This is a genomic window from Saliphagus sp. LR7 (genome assembly GCF_003344565.1).
Lineage (GTDB): Archaea > Halobacteriota > Halobacteria > Halobacteriales > Natrialbaceae > Saliphagus > Saliphagus infecundisoli.
In genome coordinates this window covers 473,042-495,058 of the sequence record NZ_QPND01000001.1, presented here as the reverse complement: position 1 = coordinate 495,058, position 22,017 = coordinate 473,042, and the positions used below count along the sequence as shown (strand labels likewise).

Here is a 22,017-nt window from a genome sequence, read left to right as displayed (position 1 = left end):
TCGCGCTTTTCCGTCCGGCGTCCTCCTCGGTATTCAAGGGGGAAACTCCGCGGAAGCTATCACGGGGCATCCCCAAGCCAATACGTATCATGAACACGGCCTCGACGCGGTTCGAACGGGCGGCGATAGGGATCGTCGTCGCGGCGACGTGGATCGCCGCGTCGTTCGTCGTCTCGCCGCTCGTCGGCGGCTTTGCGGTCGTGACCGTCGCCGAGGCGGTCATCGTTCGCTCGCCGGGCTGGCTGTCGTCGTCGGCGATCGGCCTCCTCGGCTTTGCCGCCCAGCCGGCGCTGGTCGCCGGCGTCGTCGCTGCGGTTCTCGCCGCGGCCGCGATTGCGGAGATCGTCCGACCGCGGGCGCCCGACGTGCTCACCCCGGCGTACGCCGTCGCCGTCGCCGTCGCGACGGCGTGGCTGTTTCTCGCGACCGGCGGCGGCCTCTCGATCGGGGTCGCCGTCGCGTTCGTCGTCGCGGTCGGCGCGCCGTATCTCGCGGCACAGTACCTGACGCGCCCGCCGGCACCGCCGAACCGCAGACGGTTCCTCCGCCGGGTCGGCGGGGTCGTGGCCGCCGGGGCGGTCTCGGCCGCCGGGCTCCGCGCGCTGTTCTCCCGGTTCGAGTCTGAAGGCGGCGATCGGGCCGGCGAGCCCCTGTCACGGTCGATCTCGCCACCCTCCGGCGACCCCGCCTTCGACTTCGAGGGGATGCCGGCCGCCGTCACGCCTCCCCGGAACCACTACACCATCGACATCAGCGTCGACGACCCCGACATCGACCCGGAATCGTGGAGCCTCGGGATCGACGGCGCGGTCGAGGAGCCATACGAACTGGGCTACGAGGAGCTACGCGGCCACGACGACAGCGTCGAGCAGACCACGACGCTGATCTGTATCTCGAACCCGGTCGGGGGCGACCTGATCGGGACCGCCCACTGGACGGGCGTCCCGCTGTCGTCGCTGGTCGAGGCGGCCGAGCCGGCGGAGGGGGCGGTCGATCTCGTGACCCACGCCGCCGACGGCTACAGCGAGGCGATCCCGCTCGAGCTCGTCGAGCGCGAGGACGTCCTGATCGCCTACGGGATGGGCGAGCAGGCGCTCCCGCGGAGCCACGGGTTCCCGGCGCGCCTGCTCGTCCCGGGCCGCTACGGGATGAAGATGACCAAGTGGATCACCCGGATCGAGGTCGCCGAGGCCGAACACGAGGCCTACTGGGAGCAACGCGACTGGAACGAGCGGGCGATCGCCAACACGATGTCGTACGTCCGCGCCGCCACGCGCGAGGGCGACCGGGTCACGGTCGGCGGCGTCGCCTTCGGCGGGCTCGAGACGGGCGTCGAGGAGATCGCCGGGGTCGAGGTCAGCGTCGACGGCGGCGAGACCTGGAACGAGGGCGAGTTGGAGGCCCAACTGGCCCCCCACGCCTGGCGTCGGTGGCGATACGCGTTCGACGCCCCCGACGGCTCGGAGTTCGACGTGGTCGTCCGCGCGATCGAGGCCGACGGCACCGTCCAGACCGACGAGGAGGCGGATACGCTCCCCGACGGGGCGACGGGGTGGCACCGCGAGACCGTACAGGTCTGACCGCCCGCGGGAACCCGCCAGCATGGGTGAGGACTATGGGCCCCGCGACCGATCGCCCGCCATGGGCTACCACGTCATCGACCCGGACGACCTCGACTCGCTTCCGGACCGACCGGTCGACGCGCGCTCGATCAGTGACGCCGCGGGCCTGGACAACGTCGGCATCCGGCGCTACGACGCCGAGCCGGGCGAACAGCTCCCGCTTGCCTACCACGTCCACGGGGAACAGGAGGAAGTCTTCTACGTCCTCGAGGGGACCCTCCACGTCGAGACCCCCGAGCGGGAGTTCGTCGTCGGACGCGGGGAGGCGTTCGTCGCCGACCCGGGGAGCCCCCACCGGGCGCACAATCCGGCGAGCGCCGACGCTCCCGTCTCGGTCCTCGCGGTCGGCGCGCCGGCGGTCGACGACGTCGAACCGTACGATCCCTAACCTCTCGCCCGACTACGCAAGCCGCGAGAACGCGAGGTTGCCCGAGATGTTCTCGACGTAGATCTCGACGACGTCGCCCTCCTCTGCGCCGGGGACGAAGATCGTGTACTCGCCTTTCTCGGCGACGCCGTCGCCTTTCCGACCCGTCCCGGTGATCTCGACGGTGTACGTCTTCCCTTCCTCGACGGCCTCCTTCTGCTGTTGTTGCTGGCCGCCCGACCGGCCCTTCGTGACGGGGCGGAACGCGCCACAGGCGTCACACCGGAGCATCGGGGTGCGGTCCTCCCGGACGAGGCGGGTGTCGGGGAGGCCACACTCCGAACAGAGGACGTACTCCTCGACGTAGGCGTCTATCGCCGCGCCGAACTCGGTCCCCGAGAAGGAGCCGTTGTAGCGGGCCCGTCCGTCGGCGAACTTCCCGCTGGTCCCCAGTTCGCGCTGGACGAACCGGTGGACGTGTTCGGCTTCCCGCGAGAGCACGTCGGCGATCTCCCCCAGGTTGGTAAACCGGGTAAAGGCGCCGTCTTTCTGTGCGGTCGGGTCGGGGATGTCGAGACGCTCCTGGTCCCCGCCGATGTCGGGGACCTCCTCCATCGCACGGTCGAGACTCGAGCTATAATCCATACCCTTAGTGGGGGTCGGCGACGTAAATCCGTTCTGCTCTCGTCCTCAGTGCTGGTCGCCGCCCGCGTCCGACAGCGACCCCTGACTCTCCTCCTCTATGCTCTCGAGGTCGCGTTCGGGGTTCGCTTCCGCCGGACCGCCGGCCTCGCCGGTGATCTCGCCGTGGACGGCCTCGCGGGCCTCCTCGGGGGTCTCGAACTCCTCGTTTGCCAGCCGGTCGAAGACGCTTCCCAGCGACTCGGTCTCGTTGGGCAGGTCGATCGGATCGTTGGCGTACTCGACCGCCAGCTCCTCGCCCGTGACGGGGTACTCCAGGCCGCCGAGGTGGGATTCGACCTCCTCCAACACCGCCTCGGTCCGGTCGGCACGTTCGGACTTCCGTGCCTCCGCTCGATCCTGGGCGCGGTCGCGGCTGGGTCCGTCGCTCATGGCCGACGGTACGGCGGCCGGCCCGAAAAACGGGCTGCCGGCGAACGCGGGGCTCGTGGGGGTCGGCGACGGGACCTCCAGCGGCGGGGCCTCCCGGTCGGAGGAATCCACGACGGACTTATCACGAGCTATTAACTAGTAACACACATGACCCGGACGCACGCCTGGATCGCGGCGATCGCGCTCGGCATCGGCGTCGCCGGAGTTGCCTTCCTGACCGCCGGCGCCCCTCTGCTGGCCGTCTACGCCGGAGGGTTCTGGGCGATCGGGGCGGGACTGACCGTTCACAACGCGGACTCGATCCCGGGATTGCTACGGAGCGATTCCGACTGGGGATCGGGCCCGCGGCTCTGGTCGGGCGCGTTCGGCGGGCTGTCGGCGCTCGCCGTGACCGGCCTGACGGTGCCCCAGGTGCGCCCGTAGCCGTCGATCTCGCGTTCGTCCTGGGGCTGTTCGTCGTCGGCGTCTCGGTGACGATGGCGAACGTCGGCACCGGCCTCGCGCTCGCACTCGCCGAGTAGTCGTCGGCCGGCGGAACTACTGGAAGGAGAACTTCTCGGCCGCGGTCGCCATGTCCTTGTCGCCCCGTCCCGAGAGGTTGACGAGGATCGTGTCGTGGGCTCCTTCCTCGGCGAGTTCGATCGCCCGCGCGACCGCGTGGCTCGACTCCAGTGCCGGGATGATCCCCTCGGTCTCGGCCAGTTCCCGGAACGCCGCCAGCGCCGCCTCGTCGGTGACCCCGGTGTACTCACACCGCCCGACGGCCCGGAACATCGCGTGCTCGGGGCCGACGCCCGGGTAGTCCAGTCCCGCCGACACCGAGTGGACCTCGACGTCGTCGTCGATGACCCGGGTTCGCATCCCGTGGATCGTGCCGTCCTCGCCCCGCGCGAGGGGCGCGGCGTGGCGATCCGACTCGCTTCCCTCGCCGCCGCCCTCGGCGCCGTAGAAGTCGACGGGATCGTCCCGGAAGGCGTGAAAGAGGCCGATGGCGTTCGAGCCGCCGCCGACGCAGGCCACGGCGGCGTCGGGCAATTCACCTACTCGCTCGCGGAACTGTTCTCTGGCCTCCCGGCCGATCACGCTCTGGAAGTCCCGGACCATCCGCGGGAACGGGTCGGGGCCGACGACGCTGCCCACGAGGTAGTGGGTGGAGTCGACGTTCTCGGCGAAGTCCTCCAGGGCGGCGTCGACCGCATCCGCGAGCCCCGCGCCCCCGCGAGTGACCTCGGTTACGTCCGCGCCCATCAGGCGCATCCGGAAGACGTTCATCTCCTGGCGGGCGACGTCCTTCTCGCCCATGTAGATCTCCGTCTCCAGGCCCAGCAGGGCGCCGACCATCGCGGTCGCGACCCCGTGCTGGCCGGCGCCGGTTTCGGCGATCAGGCGCTCTCGGCCCGCCCGTTTGGCGAGCAGCGCCTGGCCCAGGCAGTTGTTGATCTTGTGGGCGCCGCCGTGGAGGAGGTCCTCGCGCTTGAGGTAGATCTCCGCTCCGTAGCGCTCGCTCAGGTTCGCCGCGTGGTACAGCGGGGTCGGTCGGCCCGCGAAGTCCTCCAAGTAGCCCCTGAGTTCGGTCTGGAACGCCTCGCTGTCGCCGACCTCGTCGTAGGCGGCCGCGAGCGTCGCGAGCGGTTCGAAAAGTGGCTCGGGAACGTGTCGGCCGCCGTAACCCTCGAACTCTCCCTCGGACATGTCCGGAGAAGGGGAGCCGACCGTCATAAATCCGTCCGCTACTCCTCGATCAACTCGACGACGTAGCCGTCGGGATCGGCGACGAACGCGATCCGAACGTCTCCGAACTCCGTGGGCTCTTCCTTTAGCTCCCCGCCGTAGTCGGCGACGAGTCGATCGACGGCGTCGTCGATATCGTCGACGGCGATCGCGGTGTGATCGAACCCCTCCTTCGGGCTCGGGCCCGCGGAGACCCCCTCGCCGTACTTGAACTGGATCTCGGTGTCGCTCTCGCCGGCCAGGAAGTAGTTCGTGACGCCGTTTCGCTCGAACTCCCGGCTGCGCTCCAAGCCCAGACCCTCGGTGTAGAACGCTTTCATCGCCTCGACGTCGTCGACCCGGATCGCCGCGTGCAGGACGTCCATGCGGGCCGCTCGCCCGGGGCTCTCAAAAGCCTGCCGGCTACGAACGCTCCTTGTACCGGGCGTGCTCCAGCCACTCCTCGATCGAGGGCTGGCGCCAGTAACGCACCGTCCCGGATCTCGCGTCGTGTTCGATCACGCCTGCATCGGCCAGTTTCGGGAGGTGGACGTGTTCGAGCGCGGCCCGGACCGACGCCCGCCCCGGCTCGCCCGGACCGTCCTCGAGACGGGAGACGTGTTCGACGAGGTCGTCTACGGTCGCGACGCCGTCGCGGGCCTCCGAGAGGTAGTACAGCGCGTACCGCCGCTGGCGGTCGGCGAGCAGATCGAAGACGAGATCGAGCGACGGCGCCTCCCGCACGAGGCGCGCGGCCGATCGCTCGGTCTCACGCATTCACACACCACCTACCGTGAGTTACCATTCGTGACCACCGATGCGGGCTACTCCCCCATCGACATTAGTTGTTGTGTCCCTCCAACATACAATATGTCCGGTCGGCGCCAGGAGTCGACGCAGGCCGATCGGCCGGCGAACCGGCGACAGCTCTCACGAGACAGTCGTTCTCGCTCCCGAGAATCGAGTAATACAACCGACCGGTCCGGGAACCGACCGGACGACGGCGCCCTCCGGCCGCGAGGCTCAGTGCAAGCTCGTTACTCGTAGAGCCACTCGGCGTCGTGGGCGTCGTACTCCGTCAGTTCGTCCTCGTCAAAGTGGAGTCCGATCTCCCGCTCGTTGGCGCCCTCGTCGGCGTGGTCGGCGGCGTGGACGACGTTCCGGCCGAGGTCTAACGCGTAGTCGCCCCGGATCGTGCCGGGGTCAGCCTCCGCGGGATCGGTGTCGCCGATCATCCGGCGGACCTGCCGGGTCGCGTCCTGGCCCTCCCAGACCATCGGGACGACGGGACCGGAGGTGATGAACTCGACGAGGTCGTCGTAGAACGGCTTGTCCTCGTGTTCGCCGTAGTGCTCTTCGGCGCGCTCGCGGGGCATCGTCTCGACTTTGATCCCGACGAGTTTCAGGCCACGCTCCTCGAGCCGGGAGATCACGTCGCCGACGAGCCCGCGCGCGAACGCGTCGGGCTTGACCATCACGAACGTGCGCTCGTGGTCGCTCACTGGTCTCCGTCCTCCTGGGCGTCGATCCCGTCTGCGTCCTCGCCGCCGTCGCCCTCCTCGCTCTCGTCGTCCTCGTGGACCTCGTCCTGGGGCTCGGTCTCGGCTTCGACCCGGTCGCTGGTCGCCGTCTCGCCGTCGTCGTCGAACTCGCTTTCCTCGGCACGGTCCGGGTCGGTCGCGGCGTCGGCGGGGCCTTTCCCGCGACGGCCCTCCTCGGTCCACTCGAGGTCTCTGGGCTCGCGGCCGAGCTTGTAGTTCTTCTCGGCTTTCGAGTCGACGAAGTGGAGGATCGAGCCGTCGGTTTGGACGTACATGATGCCCGTGCCGGGCTCGATCTCCTCGCCGGTGTAGTCGCAGGTGCGGTGTTCGACCATCCTACTGGCCCCCGATGGAGTCGGCCTCGCGGGCGGTCTCTCGGAGCTGGACGATGTCGCCCTCGCGGACCGGCCCGAGGCAGTTCCGGGTGATGATTCGACCCTGGTTCTCTCCCTCCTGGATCCGGCACTTGACCTGCATCGCCTCGCCGTGCATGCCGGTCTTGCCGACGATCTCGATGACCTCGGCCGGCGTGGATCCGCTTTCGCCCTCTTCAGCGCTCATCTCAATTCACCTCAGTCGAGGTCCTCGAGTTTGCTTGCGATCTCGGAGACGTCGTCGTCGGCCTCGCCGGGATCGACGATGGCCGCCGCGGCCGAGCCGACCTCGAGGCCGGCGGCGTGGCCGACGTCGTCCTGGGTCTCGACGAAGACGACCTCGATCCCCTTCTCCTCTGCGAGTTCGGGAAGGTGCATGACGATCTCCTCGGGGGAGACGTCTTCCGCGACGTAGACGAGGTCGGCGTTGCCTCGCTCGATCGCTTTGGTCGTTTCGTTCGTTCCTTTCTTGACCGTTCCTGTGTCCCGGGCGACCTCGAGGGCCTCTAAGGCGTCCTCGGCGAGGTCGGCCGGCACGTCGGTGGTTACGTAGACTGGCATTGTGGTCACCTCCCGCGCGTGGGCTCGCGCTCCCCTGCCGTCCGGGCGCGTCCCGGGCCGGGGTACCGGCGGAGTTCCTGTAGGGCTAGGAGCATCATCAACCCCGCGCAGGCTGTACGACCACGTAGCGTATCACCCTTTAAAAGCGTGTTCAAACGGACGAGGGGGTGAGAGCCCCCCGCACGCCCGTTTCGTTCCGATCCGTCCCTTTTCGCCCCGATCCGTCCCGTTGGGTCCCGAGGAAAACCGAGGAGGCTTTTCGCCCGCGCCGACAACGGACGGTATGGACGTCGAACGTGCCGCCCTCGCCCTCTCGGCGGAAGCCCGGGAGGTAACCGAGCGGCGGCTGCTCGTGCTCGCAGGCGACCGCGAGCGGGGGTACGACGCCCTCAAAACCGTCCTCGAGGCGCTCCCGGTCGGGATCGGCGAGACGACGCTCGTCGGTCCCGACGACCGGCTCCGGTGTAAGCACCTCGAAACGGCCGAAAGCGGCCGGCTTCTGGGGGCGACCCGGTCGGTCGTCGCCGTCGACGCCCACGCGACGCTCCGGCCGAACGCCCTGGGTAGCGTCGTCGGGGCGGTCGACGGCGGCGGCCTGTTGATCCTGCTTGTGCCCGCCCTCGAGGGCTGGCCCGACCGCCGGGACGGGTTCGACGAGTCGCTCGCGGTTCCGCCGTTCGGCCTCGAGGACGTGTCGGGTCGGTTTCGCGAGCGCCTCGTCTCGACCCTGGGGGCCCACCGCGGGGTCGCGATCGCCGACGTCGATCGCGACCGGCTCCTCCGGGACGGCCTGACCCATCCGACCCCGCGGCTTCCCGACGAGGGCTTCGAGCTCCCCGACGATCACCTGTTTCCGACGGCGGCCTACGACGCCTGCCTGACGGGGGATCAGGCCGACGCGCTCGCGGCGTTCGAATCCCTCGTCGAGCCGGAGCCGAGGGCGGTCGTCTGTGAGGCCGACCGCGGCCGCGGGAAGTCGAGCGCTCTCGGGCTCGCCGCCGCCTGCTTCGCCGCCCGCGGCGAGGACGTTCTCGTGACCGCGCCGGCGTTCCGGAACGCCCGCGAACTGTTCGATCGGACCGAGGAGCTCCTCACGGAACTCGACTCGACGACCGAGCGCCCCGAGCCGGGCCAGGTCGACGCGGGCGACGGCTCCGTCGAGTTCCGCCCCCCCGAGGAGGCGGTCGAGGCGGCCGGGGCGGGCGAGCCCGACCTCACCTTCGTCGACGAGGCCGCCGCCGTCCCGGTCCGACGGCTCACCGACCTGCTCGCGGCCGACCGGCTCGCGTTCGCGACGACGGTCCACGGCTACGAGGGCGCGGGCCGGGGGTTCTCGGTTCGCTTCATGGACCGGCTCGCCGAGAGCCGCCACGACGTCCGGGAACTCGCCCTGGCCGAGCCGATCCGGTACGCCGCGGGCGACCCCGTCGAGGCCTGGGCCGGCCACGCCCTCGAGCTCGGCGCTCGCCCCGCGGTCGGCCAGGTCGTCGCCGACGCGACCCCCGAGACCGCGAGCTACCGCCGGCTCGACCCGGACGAACTCGCGACCGACGAGACCCTCCTCGGGGAGGCGTTCGGCCTGCTCGTCCTCGCACACTACCGGACCGAGCCCGACGACCTGGCCAGAGTGCTCGACGCGCCGAACCTCCACGTTCGGGCGCTGACCCACGACGGTCACGTCGTGGCTGTCTGTCTGCTCGCCCGCGAGGGCGGGCTCTCCGCCGAGTGGCGCGCGGGGATGTACGAGGGCGAGCGCATTCGAGGAAACATGATCCCGGACGTGCTCACGAGCCAGCTCAGAGACGAGGAGGCGGGCCGGCTCCGGGGGCTGCGCGTGATGCGGATCGCGACCCACCACGCCGCCCGCTCGAGGGGCCTCGGCTCGCTGCTTCTCCGCCGGGTCCGCGAGGAGTTCGGGGACGCCGACTGGCTCGGAACCGGCTTCGGCGCGACCCCCGAGTTGGTTTCCTTCTGGGACGAGAACGGCTACGGCGCGGTCCACTGTTCGACGACCAGAAACGACGCCAGCGGCGAGTACTCGACGATCATGCTCGCGCCGACGAGCGAGGCCGGCCGAGAGCTCGCCGACCGCCACGGAGCCCGCTTCGCCCGGCGCTTTCCGGCGATCGCCTCCGACTCGCTGTCGGATCTCGACCCCGACGTCGCCCGCGGTCTACTCGAGAGCATCGACATCGATCCGCCCGCCCTCTCGCTTTCCGACGGCGAGTGGCGGATCGTCGCCGGCAGCGCCTACGGTCCCGGCCTCTTCGACGTCGACCCCGGCCCCTTTCGGACGCTGGTCGTCCGCTACTTTCTCGACGGGCGGGAACTGGGGCTCTCCGCGCGCGAACGACGCCTGCTCGTCGCCCGCGTCCTCGAGGCCCGCGAGTGGGCCGCCGCCGCCGACCTCCTGGGGTATCACTCGACGGGCCAGTGTATGCGGGCGCTCGGCGACGCGCTCTGCCCGCTGGTCGATGCCTACGGCGGCGAGGCCGCCCTCGCGGTCAGGGACCGCTTCGAGTGAAGGCTTGGCCCTGCAACCAGGGGTTCTTTTCGGGGCCGCCCCCGAGTGAGGGGTATGGGAGACACCGAGGACGACCTCGAGCTCGACCGCGACGTCGGAGAGGCGACGATCGTCTACGAGACCCCCGAGGGGGAGGTAGACGACTGGACCGTGCCGAACGAACACATCGCGTACTTCCAGGACCACTGGATCATCAAGACCGGCGAGGACGAGGAGGGCCGGGACCTGGTTCGGCGGATCCCCGCCGAGCGGGTCTACCACGTCGAGCGGACCGTAGAGGAGTTCAAAGAGGAGGTCAAGACGATCCGCGACCAGGTCCAGTCGTTTGCCTCCGAGCTCAGGACGAAGATCCCGGGCGGCGGCGAGAGCGGGCGTGGCGGGGACCGAGAGGACGGGAGCGCGGTCGATCCGATCGACATCGATATCGACGACGGCGGCGACGAGAACGACTAGGGGCCGGCGGCCGCCCTCACCGAAAACAGTGTCCGGAAACGAACCTTCTTGTATCCGGTCGGACTACCGGGCTCCATGGGTCTGTTCGACCGATTGCGGGGCGACGGCGATCCCCGGGTCGCGTTCATCGGAATTGACGGCGTGCCGTACAGTCTACTCTCCGACCATCCCGAGGAGTTCCCCAACATGGCCGCGATCGCCGGCGACGGCTCGGCCGGCGAGATATCCAGCATCGTGCCGCCGGAATCGAGCGCCTGCTGGCCCTCGCTTACCACCGGCGTGAACCCCGGCGAGACCGGCGTCTACGGCTTCCAGGACCGCGAGTCGGGAACCTACGACACGTACGTCCCGATGGGCCGGGACGTCCAGGCGACCCGCGTCTGGGACCGGGTCACGCAGGCCGGTCGGAAGGCGACCGTGATGAACGTTCCCGTCACCTTCCCCCCACAGCGCGACGTCCAGCGAATGGTCTCCGGGTTCCTCTCGCCGGACCTCGAGAAGGCGGCCTATCCCGACGACGCCCGCGATACCTTGGAGGGGATGGACTACCGGATCGACGTCAACCCGAAACTCGGCCACGACGCGGACAAGTCCGAGTTCATTCAGGACGCCCGCGAGACGGTCCAGGCCCGATACAACGCCTTCCGGAACTACATCGAGGCCGACGACTGGGACCTCTTTTTCGGCGTCTTCATGACGACCGACCGGGTCAACCACTTCCTGTTCAAGGACTACGAGCGCGACGGCGAGTACAAGGAGGAGTTCATGGAGTTCTACCGGACCGTCGACGACTACCTCGGCCGGATCCGCGAGGCCCTCCCCGAGGACGTCACCCTCGTCGTCGCCTCCGACCACGGCTTTACGAGCCTCGACTACGAGGTCCACTTCAACGCCTGGCTCGCCGAACAGGGCTGGCTCTCCTTTTCGACCGACGAGCCCGAGGAGCTCGGCGACATCGCCGACGACACCCGGGCGTACTCCTTCATCCCCGGTCGGTTCTACATCAACCTGGAGGGCCGCGAGCCCCGCGGATCGGTCCCCGAGGAGGAGTACGACGCGGTCCGGGACGAACTCGCGGGGATGCTGGAGGACCTGGAGGGTCCCGACGGCCGGAACGTGGTCGATCGGGTCGTCGAGAAGGAGGACGCCTTCCGGGGCGACCACGACGAGATCGCCCCCGACCTGGTCGCGATCCCGGCCAACGGGTTCGACTTCAAGGCCGGCTTCAAGGGCGACGCGGACGTGTTCGACACCGGTCCCCGAAACGGGATGCACAGCTTCGACGACACCTCGCTGTACGTCGACGAGCCCGGCGTCTCGACCGACGGCGCCGACCTCTTCGACATCGCGCCGACGATCCTCGACCTGATGGACGTCGACTTCAACCGCGGCGAGTTCGACGGCGCGAGCCTCCTGTAGGCGACGCGGACTGGTTCTATCACGAACACTTTTCGCAGGTCACTCCGTAGAGTTGGCCATGAGCGACCGTCGCCTCGTCGCCGGGAGTCTTCTGGCCGCCATCGTCGCCACGGCCGCAGTCAGCCTCGTTACGGAAAGCCCTGCCGTCCTCGGGGCGACGCCGACCGGGATCGCGGTCTATCTGGTCGTCGGGCTGGCGGTCCCCCAGTACCTCCTCGCCCGCCGCGAGGGGTCCCCGCTCCGCCTCGGCCTCGCGGCGTTCGGCGCTGCGGGTGCGGCCCTGGCGCTTATCGCTGGCGGAATCGGCGGCAACGTCAATGCCACGCTTTCGGTCGGCCTCCCGGCCGTGCTCGCCATCGTCGTCCTCGGAGTCCTGCTCGGCGCGATCGTCCGGGAGTTCCGTACAGGCTACCGATCACAGGCGGGTTAGCGATCCGGAACCGATCGTGATCGAGCCCGTTTTCCGGCCCGCGGAACCCGAGTAGCGTATGGAGGAGGTCATCCGCGCCCGCGGCCACGAGAACGTCTCTGCGACCCACGCGAGCACGTTCGAGGTGACGACCGACGACTACCTCACCCCCGCCGGCGACTGCATCCTCGCCGTCGAGGCCGACCGCGCCCCCGCCGACTTCGACCCTGCGTTCGTCGAAGCGTGCCGGGATCGGGAGGCGGAGATCACCGTTACCGTCGAAGCTGGCGGCCACGAGGAGACCCTCATGGGCCGGGGCGACCCCGACCTCACCTTCGAGAGCGAGCGCAGCGCGGTCGGGCGGACCAGCGACTACATCGACGACCGGACGGTCGTTCTCAACTGCGAGACCGCGGCGGAGGGGGTCGAGCGCGAACTCATCGAGGCGCTCGCGGACGGAGCGGAGGCGACGGTGACCCTCTCGGTCGAGTGAGGAGGGAGGCTTCCGGCTTCCCTGCCGTTTTGGCGACCGAATCCCTACTCCGAGTATGAGCGACGAGTCCGATCGAGAGCCCGCCGAGAACATCAGCGGCGGGAGCGCGGGCGGGGGCACTCCCGCCGAGTTCGATCCGGCAGAGGCCGATACCCGTGCGGAGGCCGTGATCGACCGTCTGGGAGAACTCTACTGGCAGAAGACCTACGGTGGCCAGGACGCCTTCGAGTGTCTGGTTCGCACTATTTTGAGCCAGAACACCAGCGACAAGGCGAGCCAGCCCGCCCACGACGATCTGATGGCCAGGTACGGCGGCGACGGCCCGGCGGCCGACGCCGAGGACGACCTCGTGGCGGCGCTCGCCGACGCCGACCGCGAGGAGCTCGCCGAGACGATCAGCTCCGCGGGACTCTACAACCGGAAATCGGAGGTGATGATCGCCGCCGCCGAGGAGATCCGCGCGGAGTTCGGTTCCGAGAAGGGATTCGACGAGTTCGTTCGGGAGGGCGAGCCCGAGGCGGTGCGCGACCGCTTACTGGAGATCGACGGCGTCGGTCCCAAGACGGCCGACTGCGTCCTGCTGTTTTCGGGCGGTCGCGGAGGGGTGTTCCCGGTTGACACCCACGTCCACCGGATCTTCCGGCGGCTCGGGATCGCGCCCGCCGACGCCGACCACGAGGCGGTCCGGGCGGTCGTCGAGAGCGAGGTGCCCGCGGAGAAATGTGGGTTCGGCCACACGGCCACGATCCAGTTCGGCCGGGAGTACTGCACCGCGCGAAAGCCCGCCTGTCTGGACGATCCGGAGGCCTGTCCGATGGCCGACCTCTGTGAGCAAGTCGGCGTCTACCCCGACACCGGCGAGGTCGTCGATCCGGCCGACGCTCCCGAGTCGGACGCCTGATTCCCGCCCGGCAACCGCCCATGTTTATTCGCCCGCGCCGCGTAGAACGGGCGTGATCGTCGTCGCGACAGGGGACTTCGAGGTCTACCACGGGGTCGTCACGGAGCTTCGCGAGCGCGGCGCCCGTTTTACGACGATCGAACCCGACCAGGAACTTCCCGAGGGGGCGACCGCGGTCGTCACCGCGGCCGACGACGGGATCGAGACGGATCTCCCGAGAATCGTCGCCGACCCCGACGATCCCCGGCGGGCGGTCGAGCGCGCGCTCGCGGCCGTCCGTGGTGGAGGCGGGCGGACGATCGTCGGTGTCGATCCGGGCCGGCGCCCGGGGATCGTCGTCTGTGCCGGCGAGGTCGTCGTCGAGGCCTTTCACGTACCTCTCGGTGACGCCGTTTCGACCATTCGGGAGGCGGTCGCCGACGCCCCCGACCCAGTGGTTCGGGTCGGCGACGGCGCCCGGATCCAGGGCGCCCGGATCGTCAACGATCTGGAGGACGTTCGGGTCGAACTCGTCGACGAGACGGGGACGACGCCCGCCCTCGGCGCCGGTGCACGCGGGATGGGCGACGTGCTCGCGGCGGTCAACATCGCCCGGATCGACGGCGAGGTCCGCGAGGAGCGCATCGTCGAGCCCACCGCCGGGGAGATCCAGACGATCAAGGACCGCTCGAGGGAGCGAAGCGAGGGCAACCGGGCGATCGACGCCACCCTCGCCCGGCGGGTCGCTTCCGGCGAGTTGACGATCGAGGAGGCCCTCGACGTCCACCGCGAGGGCGGCGAAAGCGAGAGGTCAGACGGGACAGACGGGAGCGGCTGACTCAGGCGTCGAAGGACCGCTCGGCCCGCGCGAGGACCTCCCGGACCGCCAGGCCAGTCTCGCGGGCGACCGCGAGCGCGTCGTCGTACTCCGCGCTGACGTCGTAGACCGCACCGTCCTCGTCGCTCGCGACCTTCACCGCCACCTCGTAGCGCTCGCCGTCGATCTCGAGGACGACCTCCTCGACCCGTCGGGAGGCGATCCAGCGATGGGAAGCGCCGGCCTCCCGGACGCCGAGGGTACCCGTCTCGCGCGCGAGGCGGGAAGCGACCCGCTCCCGGTCTTCTGGTTTGCAGATCACCTTCACGAGGTGGCCCGGACGGGACTTCTTCATCGTCGTCGGGACGATCGAGACGTCCCGGGCGCCGACGTCGGCCAGCCGGTCCTGGAGCCCACCGAGGATCTCGGGGCTGACGTCGTCGACGTTCGTCTCGAGGACCGCGATCTCCTCGCGGGCGAGTTCGCCCTCGGTCTCGCCGACCAGGACCCGAAGGGCGTTCGGGTGGGGAGATATATCGATGCTCCCCGCACCGTAGCCGCTCGCCTCGACCGCGATCGGGGGAAGGCTCTCGACGCCCTCCGCGACCTCGGCGAGGATCGCCGCGCCCGTCGGCGTCAGCAGTTCGCGCTCGACGGGTCCACCCTTCAGGGTCCAGTCGGCGCCTCCGGCGATCTCGACGACCGCGGGCGCGGGCACGGGGTACTCGCCGTGGCTCATCGAGACCGTCCCGCCGCCGGCCGCGAGGGGGGTCGTCACGATCCGGTCGGCGTCGAGGTCGGCGAGCAGGACGGCCGCGCCGACGACGTCGGCGATCGCGTCGTCGGCGCCGACCTCGTGGAAGTGGGTGTCGTCGAGTTCGGTGCCGTGGACCGCCGCTTCGGCGCGCCCGAGGCGTTCGAAGATCGCGAGGGTCGTCCGTTCGATCGCGGACTCGAGTTCCAGGTCCTCGACGAGTTCGACGACCTCGGCGTACGAACGGCTCGGACCGTGGCCCTCGGCGGGGACGGCGCCGGAGTGGTCAGCGTCCCCGTGCTGGTGATCCCCCTCGTGGCCGTGTGCATGGTCGTGGTTGCCGTGACCGTCGTGGCCACCCTCCTCGTCCCCGTGGTGATGGTCGTGACCGTGTTCGTGATCGTGGCCGTTTTCGTCGCCCTCGTCGTGGTCGTGGCGGCGGTCCTCGTCGGTTCCGTCGTCCGGGAGAAGGACGTCGACGGTCGTCGCGGCGATCCCGCAGGTCGTCGTCGATCCGATCCGGTACTCGGCACCGAGGGCGTCCTCGACCGGTCTTAGACGGGTGGGGTCGGCGCCGGAAGCGAGCAGCGCCCCGAGAACCATGTCGCCGCTCGCACCCGACCGGCCGTCGAACGCCAGGAGTCGCATACTCGAGAGAGGACGTCGCCGGCCAAAAAAGCCATCTATCGACTCTTCGGACCCCTTCTAAGGGGTCGCCCGCCGGTAGTTCTATGTCGCTTCTACCCGAACGGTACGGCGAGGGAAAGGCCTCGAAATGATGGCTCACCACAGCAAAACATCTATCCGAGTCCGAGTCGGAGAGAGAGCTAACCCCGCCCACCCCAACCAATGAACGAAGTCCAACTGGAGGTCGCAAAGGCGTACCCGAACGACTCGGGTCGGGGGATCGCCCGACTCGATCCGGACACGCTGTTGCACCTGAAGCTGTCCCCGGGAGACATCATCGAGATCGAAGGCGCCGACACGACCGCCGCGAAAGTCTGGCGCGCGGACCGCCAGGACTGGAACACCGACACCGTCCGCATCGACGGATTCACCCGCCAGAACGCCGACGTCGGCATCGGCGAACGCGTCACGATCCGGAAGGCCGAAGCGACGAAAGCCGACAAACTGACTCTCGCGCCGCCCGAGGAGGCGTCCGTCCAGTTCGGGAGCGACGCCGCGGGAATGGTCAAACGCCAGATCCTGAAACGGCCGGTCGTCGGCCGCGACATCGTTCCCGTCATGTCCTCGACGAACCACCCCTTCATGCGCTCGCCCGGCCAGGCGATTCCGCTCATTGCGGTCGAGACCGAGCCCGAGGGCGTCGTTCTCATCACCGAGGACACCGAGGTCGAGTTGCGAGAAGAGCCGATCAGCGGGTTCGAGAAGACCGGCGGCGGCATCACCTACGAGGACATCGGCGGGCTCAGCAACGAGATCCAGCGCGTCCGGGAGATGGTCGAACTCCCGATGAAACACCCCCAGATCTTCAAGAAACTGGGGATCGAACCGCCTCAAGGGGTTCTGCTCCACGGCCCGCCGGGCACCGGGAAGACGCTGCTCGCCAAGGCGGTCGCGAACGAGACCAGCGCCAGTTTCTTCTCGATCGCCGGCCCCGAGATCATCTCGAAGTACTACGGGGAAAGCGAACAGCAACTGCGGGAGATCTTCGAGGACGCTACTGAAGAATCGCCGTCGATCATCTTCATCGACGAACTCGACTCGATCGCGCCCAAACGCGAGGACGTCACCGGCGAGGTCGAACGCCGGGTCGTCGCACAACTGCTGACGATGATGGACGGGCTCGAGTCCCGGGGCCAGGTCATCGTCATCGCCGCCACGAACCGCGTCGACAGCGTCGATCCCGCGCTCCGGCGGCCGGGCCGGTTCGACCGCGAGATCGAGATCGGGGTGCCCGACGAGGTGGGCCGCGAGGAGATCCTCCAGATCCACACCCGCGGGATGCCCCTCTCGGACGACGTCAGCCTCTCGCATCTCGCGGACGAGACCCACGGCTTCGTCGGTGCCGACATCGAGAGTCTGACGAAGGAGGCCGCGATGAAGGCCCTCCGGCGCTACCTCCCCCAGATCGACCTCGACGAAGAGGACATTCCCCCCAGTCTCATCGACCGGATGATCGTCAAACGCGAGGACTTCCGGGGCGCCCTGAACGAGGTCGAGCCGTCGGCGATGCGGGAGGTGCTCGTCGAACTCCCCAAGATCTCCTGGGACGACGTCGGCGGGCTCCACGACGCGAAGGACCAGGTCAAAGAGAGCGTCGAGTGGCCTCTCTCGAACCCCGGCCGGTTCGACCGGCTGGGGATCGACCCGCCCGCGGGCGTCCTGCTCTACGGGCCGCCGGGGACGGGCAAGACCCTGATGGCCAAAGCCGTCGCCAACGAGACCAACGCCAACTTCATCTCCGTCCGTGGCCCCCAACTCTTGAGCAAGTGGGTCGGCGAGAGCGAGAAGGCGATCCGCCAGACGTTCCGGAAGGCCCGCCAGGTCTCCCCGACGGTGATCTTCTTCGACGAACTCGACTCGCTTGCCCCGGGCCGTGGTGGCGACGTCGGAAGCAACGTCTCCGAGCGCGTCGTCAACCAGCTGCTGACCGAACTCGATGGGTTAGAGGAGATGGAGAACGTGATGGTGATCGGCGCGACCAACCGTCCGGACATGATCGACCCCGCACTGCTGCGGTCGGGGCGGTTCGACCGGCTGGTGATGATCGGCGAGCCCGACGTCGAGGGCCGCGAGCGGATCCTCGAGATCCACACCGGGGAGACGCCGCTGGCCTCCGACGTCAGCCTGAGAGAGATCGCCGAGATTACCGACGGCTACGTCGGCAGCGACCTGGAGTCGATCGCCCGCGAGGCCGCCATCGAGGCCCTCCGGGAGGACCACGAGGCCGACATCGTCGAGATGCGCCACTTCCGACAGGCCCTGGAGAACGTCCGCCCGACGATCACCGACGACATCCTCGAGTACTACGAGCAGATCAAAGAGGAGTTCCGGGGCGGCCAGACGACCGAACCCGGCGCCGGCCGCCGCGGGAGCCGGATCGGCTTCCAGTAGCGCCCGGTTAATCCCTCGTTTCTCCACCCGCCGCGAGCAATGGCCCCGTCGGGTCGCCCGAAGGGGTTCGGAAGGCGGTCCCTAACCCGCGAGCGGGTCCGTGCCCGGAGCGTGAATCGGGATTGAGTCGCCTAAACGGTCGCCGATCCGCGCGAACGCTCGGCGAGCTATATGTGACCCGCCGTGGACTGACCGGGCGTGGTTCGATGACCGATTCCCACTCCACCCGCGACCGCGCCTCGGGGTACTCCGCCGACGGCTATCCCGGACGTGGGGGGTTAGAGCGGTACCTGCCGACGCTCGCGAAGCCGATCCGGGTCGCGAGCTTCTGGTCCGCGATTGTGCTCCCCTTCCTCTACGTTCCCCTTCTCTTTACCGGGCTCTCGGGCGCGCTCGAGACCGCCCTCTTCCTCTGTCTGCTCTGTTCGAACGCGCTCGCGCTCTACGTCGGCCACTCCCACCGCCGGGTCAACTGAGCGCGTTTCGCAGTGCGCGACGCTTGACGAGCGCGAAGCCGGCGGCGATCACGAGAAACCCCCCCGCGGTCGTCGCGCCGACGATGTCGCCCAGGTAGAGCCAGCCGACGACGGCGGCGGCGACCGGCGCGACGTAGGACACCATGTTGATCTCGACGGCGCCCAGCCGGTCGAGCAGGTCGAAGTAGAGCAGGAAGCCGAGGGCGCTGGCGACGACCGCGAGGTAGGCGAGCGCGCCGAGAGCCTCGGGGTGGGTCCAGGCCGCCGGCTCTACGGGTTCGCCCATCGCGGCACTGATCGCGTGCATGAGGAGGGCGCCGCCGAGCATCGACCAGGCCTCCATCGTCTCGACCGGGAGCGAGCCGTCGATCCGGCGGGTGAGGACGGCCCCGAGCGCGAAGGAGGTCGCCGCACAGACGATCAGGAGTCGGGCGACGGCGTCGGTCGCGAGCGGGTCCGAGAGGTCTGGGCCGACGACGATTGCGACCCCACAGAGTCCGACGAGGAGGCCGACGGTCCCGGCCGGACCGAGCGCGTCGGCGGGCGTGAGGACGCGGGCGAAGACGGTCGTCAACACCGGCGAGAGACTCACGAGGACGGCCGCCGCCGCGGCGGTCGTGTGTTGCTGGCCGACGAACAGGAAGACGTGGTAGGCCGCGATCAGGAGCGTCGAGCCGACGGCGACCTCCGCCCAGTCGGCCCGGCTCTCGGGAACCCAGTCCTCGACGGCGACGGCGGCGTAGCCGAGCATCAGGAGACCGGCGACGTCGTAGCGTAAGGCGGCGAAGAGGACGGGCGGGAAGTGTTCGAGGCCGGCGCTGATCGCGACGAACGCCGATCCCCAGATCGAAGAGAGCACGAGGAAGGCCGCGAGGTTCCGGTAACGGGTCACGGCGACGATCCGAACCCGTGGTCCCTATCGGTTCCGTTTTCGGCTCAGTCGCCGACGTTGTCGGCGTCGTCGAGGTCGCCGTAGAGGTGACAGGCGACGGGGTGGGCGCCCTCGCCGAGGGCTGGGTTCTCGCGCTCGCAGACGCTTTCGTAGCGTTCGCGGAGGGTCTCTTCGGCCCGCACCCACTCGCCGTCGGCCGCGAGTTCCAGCGCCGACGTGATCGCCCGCTCGTCGTCGTCCGACGGCGGCTCCTCGAAGAAGCGCTCTTTGACAGACTCGACCGTCGCCGTTCCCGCTCCGGCCTCTTCCTCGGCGGCGATGGTGAGCTCGCGGCTCTCGACGCGTTCGCGGAGGTCCATCACCGAGCGGTAGGTCTCCCGATCGATGTCGAGGCCTTCCGGCGGGATCACCTCGGGACACCGGGTTCGGAACCGACAGCCCGAGGGCGGATCCCTGGGAGAGGGGACGTCCCCCGACAGCGTCTCGCGCTCGCGGTCCTGTTCGTCGGTCGAGGCCCGTGGGACGCTCTCGAGGAGGGCCTGCGTGTAGGGGTGTTGGGGGTCGCCGAACAGCTCCTCGGCGGGACCGATCTCGACGATCTCGCCGAGGTACATCACGGCGACGCGGTCACAGACGTGGCGAATCACCGAGAGGTCGTGGCTGATCAGGAGGTAGGTCAGGTCGAGTTCGTCCTGGAGGTCGTCCAGCAGGTTCAGGACCTGGGCCTGGACGCTCACGTCGAGCGCGCTCGTGGGTTCGTCGAGGACGAGGAAGTCGGGCTCCAGGGCGAGCGCGCGAGCGATGCCGATGCGCTGGCGTTGCCCGCCGGAGAACTCGTGGGGGTAGCGATCGAGCTGATCGACCGCGAGCCCGACGCGTTCGAGCAACTCCCTCACGCGCTCGCGGCGGGTCTCCTTCGTGCCGACGCCGTGAACCCGCAGGGGCTGGGCGACGATCTCGCCGACGGTCATCCGCGGGTCGAGACTCGAGAACGGGTCCTGGAACACCACTTGAGCCTCCCGGCGGAAGGCGGTGAGTTCGTCGCCCGAGAGCTCGAAGACGTTCTCGCCGTCGAACGCCACCCGACCGCCGGTGGCCTCCTGGAGCCGGAGTACGGTCTCGCCCGCGGTCGATTTCCCGCAGCCGCTCTCGCCGACCAGCCCGAGCGTCTCGCCCCGGTGGATCTCGAAGTCGACGCCGTCGACCGCCCGGACCGCCGTCGGCTCGGACCCCATGAGCCGGTCGAGGACCGAGTCGTCCTCCCAGAAGTACTTCTCCAACCCCTCGACCCGGACCAGGGGCTCGGTCGGGGTGCTCATTCGTTCTCACCCCGCTCGCGGGTCCCGCCGGCGCCGTCGGGTTCGATCTCGGCGCCGTGGGGTTCTGCCTCCCGGTCGGCCGCCGGCCGCTCGCCCTCGCCGAAGTAGCTTTTGGGGAGCGCCCGGGACTCGTCGTAGTCCATCTCGGCGAGCACGCAGCGAGCGGCGTGTTCCTCGCCCCCGGCGTCGTAGGAGGGCGGGTGGTCGAGGCAGGCGTCCATCGCCTTCGGACAGCGGTCGGCGAAGTAACAGCGATCGCCCATCTCGTCGTCGAGCAGGCTCGGGACGTTCCCCGGGATCGGCCGAAGCCGGTCGCCCACCCGCTCCAGATCGGGGACGCTGCCGAGCAACCCCTCGGTGTAGGGGTGGACGTGGTCGTCGAAGACGTCCGCCAGGGTCCCGCGTTCGACGATCTCGCCCGCGTACATCACGCCGACGCGGTCGCACATCCGGGCGATCACGCCCAGGTTGTGGGTGATCAGGAGGATCGTCATCCCGGTTTCCTCCTGGAGGTCCGCCAGCAGATCCAGTATTTGGGCCTGAATGGTGACGTCCAGCGCCGTCGTCGGCTCGTCGGCGACGAGGACGTCCGGCTCGCCCGCAAGCGCCTGGGCGATCATCGCCCGCTGGAGCATCCCCCCCGAGTACTCGTGGGGGTACTCCTCGGCGCGCTTTACGGGGTCGGGGATGCCGACGAGCTCGAGCAACTCGATCGCGCGCTCGCGGCTCTCCGCGGTGACGAACTTCTTCGACCCGAGGACCGTCGACGCCATGAGCGATGCAAACGAGTACTCGACGCCCTGGGACAGCCGCGGCGTCGCGCTGGCCCGGCGCTGGACCTCGACGGCCTCGGCGATCTGTTCGCCGATGGTCAGGGTCGGGTTGAAGCTGCTCTCGGGGTCCTGGAAGATCATACTGAAGGCGGTCCCGCGCAGCGACCGGCGGACCGACGACGGCACTCCGAGCAGGTCGACGAACTCGCCGTCGACGGCCTCGGGGTGGTCCTCGCGGACGTCCGCGGCGAGGTCGGCGTTGCGGTACTCGATCGAGCCGGCGGTGATCTCCCCCGGCGACTCGACGAGGTCCATGATCGAAAGCGCCGTGACGCTCTTCCCGCTGCCGCTCTCGCCGACGATCCCGAACACCTCGCCGCGTTCGACCGTCGCGTCGAGGTCCGATACCGCGTTCACCTGGCCCTCGTCGGTGAAAAACCGGGTCGAGAGCCCCGTGATGCGGAGGAGGTCCTCGCTCATC

The 22,017-nt window shown here is 69.3% G+C and carries 25 protein-coding genes; 12 read left to right on the top strand and 13 right to left on the bottom strand.

Annotated features, from left to right (window positions below):
- Positions 1 to 89: 89 nt before the first annotated feature.
- Both DVH23_RS02565 and DVH23_RS02560 read left to right on the top strand, forming a co-directional pair.
- Positions 90 to 1,580: a molybdopterin-dependent oxidoreductase gene (locus DVH23_RS02565; protein ID WP_114575854.1), complete on the top strand. Its 1,491-nt coding sequence runs from the start codon at positions 90 to 92 to the stop codon at positions 1,578 to 1,580.
- A 61-nt stretch (positions 1,581 to 1,641) separates the two neighbouring features.
- Positions 1,642 to 2,010: a cupin domain-containing protein gene (locus tag DVH23_RS02560; RefSeq protein WP_114575900.1), complete on the top strand. Its 369-nt coding sequence runs from the start codon at positions 1,642 to 1,644 to the stop codon at positions 2,008 to 2,010.
- Between the two features lie 12 nt (positions 2,011 to 2,022).
- Here DVH23_RS02560 and DVH23_RS02555 read toward each other — a convergent pair whose 3' ends face one another.
- Positions 2,023 to 2,634 carry a translation initiation factor IF-2 subunit beta gene (locus tag DVH23_RS02555; protein WP_114575853.1) on the bottom strand — a complete coding sequence of 204 codons (612 nt, stop codon included), beginning with the start codon at positions 2,632 to 2,634 and terminating at the stop codon, positions 2,023 to 2,025.
- Between the two features lie 45 nt (positions 2,635 to 2,679).
- Positions 2,680 to 3,063: a hypothetical protein gene (locus DVH23_RS02550; RefSeq protein WP_114575852.1), complete on the bottom strand. Its 384-nt coding sequence runs from the start codon at positions 3,061 to 3,063 to the stop codon at positions 2,680 to 2,682.
- A 147-nt stretch (positions 3,064 to 3,210) separates the two neighbouring features.
- On the opposite strand from DVH23_RS02550, the gene DVH23_RS02545 reads away from it, so the two are divergent.
- On the top strand, positions 3,211 to 3,486 hold the full coding sequence (locus tag DVH23_RS02545) for a hypothetical protein (protein ID WP_114575851.1): 276 nt from the start codon (positions 3,211 to 3,213) through the stop codon (positions 3,484 to 3,486).
- Between the two features lie 114 nt (positions 3,487 to 3,600).
- On the opposite strand, the gene trpB is transcribed toward DVH23_RS02545, so the two are convergent.
- The 7 genes from trpB to rpl7ae form a co-directional block, all read right to left on the bottom strand.
- The gene (trpB, locus tag DVH23_RS02540; protein ID WP_114575850.1) at positions 3,601 to 4,755 is read right to left on the bottom strand and encodes a tryptophan synthase subunit beta; all 1,155 of its coding nucleotides are present in this window, start codon (positions 4,753 to 4,755) and stop codon (positions 3,601 to 3,603) included.
- 38 nt (positions 4,756 to 4,793) lie between these two features.
- Positions 4,794 to 5,159 carry a VOC family protein gene (locus tag DVH23_RS02535; protein ID WP_114575849.1) on the bottom strand — a complete coding sequence of 122 codons (366 nt, stop codon included), beginning with the start codon at positions 5,157 to 5,159 and terminating at the stop codon, positions 4,794 to 4,796.
- A 37-nt stretch (positions 5,160 to 5,196) separates the two neighbouring features.
- Positions 5,197 to 5,550, bottom strand: a complete 354-nt coding sequence (locus DVH23_RS02530) for a hypothetical protein (protein WP_114575848.1) — start codon at positions 5,548 to 5,550, stop codon at positions 5,197 to 5,199.
- A 260-nt stretch (positions 5,551 to 5,810) separates the two neighbouring features.
- Complete coding sequence (gene ndk, locus DVH23_RS02525; RefSeq protein WP_114575847.1) at positions 5,811 to 6,275, bottom strand: nucleoside-diphosphate kinase; 465 nt, start codon at positions 6,273 to 6,275, stop codon at positions 5,811 to 5,813.
- The gene (locus DVH23_RS02520) at positions 6,272 to 6,649 is read right to left on the bottom strand and encodes a 50S ribosomal protein L24e (RefSeq protein WP_114575846.1); all 378 of its coding nucleotides are present in this window, start codon (positions 6,647 to 6,649) and stop codon (positions 6,272 to 6,274) included. Before DVH23_RS02520 ends, ndk begins: the two co-directional genes overlap by 4 nt.
- A 1-nt stretch (position 6,650) precedes the next feature.
- Positions 6,651 to 6,875, bottom strand: coding sequence for a 30S ribosomal protein S28e (locus DVH23_RS02515; protein ID WP_114575845.1), 225 nt, complete (start codon positions 6,873 to 6,875; stop codon positions 6,651 to 6,653).
- 11 nt (positions 6,876 to 6,886) lie between these two features.
- Entirely contained in the window at positions 6,887 to 7,249 is a 363-nt protein-coding gene (gene rpl7ae, locus DVH23_RS02510; protein ID WP_114575899.1) for a 50S ribosomal protein L7Ae, read from the bottom strand.
- 283 nt (positions 7,250 to 7,532) lie between these two features.
- On the opposite strand from rpl7ae, the gene tmcA reads away from it, so the two are divergent.
- From tmcA to DVH23_RS02470, 7 genes are all read left to right on the top strand, one after another.
- Positions 7,533 to 9,773, top strand: coding sequence for a tRNA(Met) cytidine acetyltransferase TmcA (gene tmcA, locus DVH23_RS02500; RefSeq protein ID WP_114575844.1), 2,241 nt, complete (start codon positions 7,533 to 7,535; stop codon positions 9,771 to 9,773).
- A 54-nt stretch (positions 9,774 to 9,827) separates the two neighbouring features.
- Positions 9,828 to 10,226, top strand: a complete 399-nt coding sequence (locus DVH23_RS02495; protein ID WP_114575843.1) for a hypothetical protein — start codon at positions 9,828 to 9,830, stop codon at positions 10,224 to 10,226.
- A gap of 75 nt (positions 10,227 to 10,301) precedes the next feature.
- On the top strand, positions 10,302 to 11,645 hold the full coding sequence (locus DVH23_RS02490) for an alkaline phosphatase family protein (protein ID WP_114575842.1): 1,344 nt from the start codon (positions 10,302 to 10,304) through the stop codon (positions 11,643 to 11,645).
- Positions 11,646 to 11,703: 58 nt separating this feature from the next.
- Positions 11,704 to 12,075 carry a hypothetical protein gene (locus DVH23_RS02485; protein ID WP_114575841.1) on the top strand — a complete coding sequence of 124 codons (372 nt, stop codon included), beginning with the start codon at positions 11,704 to 11,706 and terminating at the stop codon, positions 12,073 to 12,075.
- 58 nt (positions 12,076 to 12,133) lie between these two features.
- Positions 12,134 to 12,547, top strand: coding sequence for a DUF371 domain-containing protein (locus DVH23_RS02480; protein ID WP_114575840.1), 414 nt, complete (start codon positions 12,134 to 12,136; stop codon positions 12,545 to 12,547).
- 55 nt (positions 12,548 to 12,602) lie between these two features.
- Positions 12,603 to 13,448 (top strand): endonuclease III, encoded by an 846-nt coding sequence (gene nth / locus DVH23_RS02475; RefSeq protein ID WP_114575839.1) that lies wholly within the window; start codon positions 12,603 to 12,605, stop codon positions 13,446 to 13,448.
- 52 nt (positions 13,449 to 13,500) lie between these two features.
- Entirely contained in the window at positions 13,501 to 14,265 is a 765-nt protein-coding gene (locus DVH23_RS02470) for a hypothetical protein (RefSeq protein WP_114575838.1), read from the top strand.
- A gap of 1 nt (position 14,266) precedes the next feature.
- Here the strand turns inward: DVH23_RS02470 and larC are convergent, their stop codons facing one another.
- Entirely contained in the window at positions 14,267 to 15,646 is a 1,380-nt protein-coding gene (larC, locus tag DVH23_RS02465; RefSeq protein ID WP_114575837.1) for a nickel pincer cofactor biosynthesis protein LarC, read from the bottom strand.
- Positions 15,647 to 15,847: 201 nt separating this feature from the next.
- Between larC and DVH23_RS02460 the strand changes: the two genes are divergently transcribed.
- Together DVH23_RS02460 and DVH23_RS02455 are read left to right on the top strand one after the other, a co-directional pair.
- Complete coding sequence (locus DVH23_RS02460) at positions 15,848 to 18,076, top strand: CDC48 family AAA ATPase (RefSeq protein WP_114575836.1); 2,229 nt, start codon at positions 15,848 to 15,850, stop codon at positions 18,074 to 18,076.
- A gap of 206 nt (positions 18,077 to 18,282) precedes the next feature.
- Positions 18,283 to 18,552, top strand: coding sequence for a hypothetical protein (locus DVH23_RS02455; protein ID WP_114575835.1), 270 nt, complete (start codon positions 18,283 to 18,285; stop codon positions 18,550 to 18,552).
- Here the strand turns inward: DVH23_RS02455 and DVH23_RS02450 are convergent.
- Genes DVH23_RS02450 through DVH23_RS02440 form a run of 3 tightly spaced genes read right to left on the bottom strand, consistent with a single transcriptional unit; the run spans position 18,545 to position 22,016 of the window.
- A complete protein-coding gene (locus DVH23_RS02450) occupies positions 18,545 to 19,444 on the bottom strand; it encodes a DMT family transporter (RefSeq protein WP_114575834.1) in 900 nt (299 codons plus the stop codon). The genes DVH23_RS02455 and DVH23_RS02450 overlap by 8 nt on opposite strands.
- 44 nt (positions 19,445 to 19,488) lie before the next feature.
- A complete protein-coding gene (locus tag DVH23_RS02445; RefSeq protein ID WP_114575833.1) occupies positions 19,489 to 20,763 on the bottom strand; it encodes an ABC transporter ATP-binding protein in 1,275 nt (424 codons plus the stop codon).
- Positions 20,760 to 22,016 (bottom strand): ABC transporter ATP-binding protein, encoded by a 1,257-nt coding sequence (locus DVH23_RS02440; protein WP_114575832.1) that lies wholly within the window; start codon positions 22,014 to 22,016, stop codon positions 20,760 to 20,762. Before DVH23_RS02440 ends, DVH23_RS02445 begins: the two co-directional genes overlap by 4 nt.
- Position 22,017 lies beyond the last annotated feature (1 nt).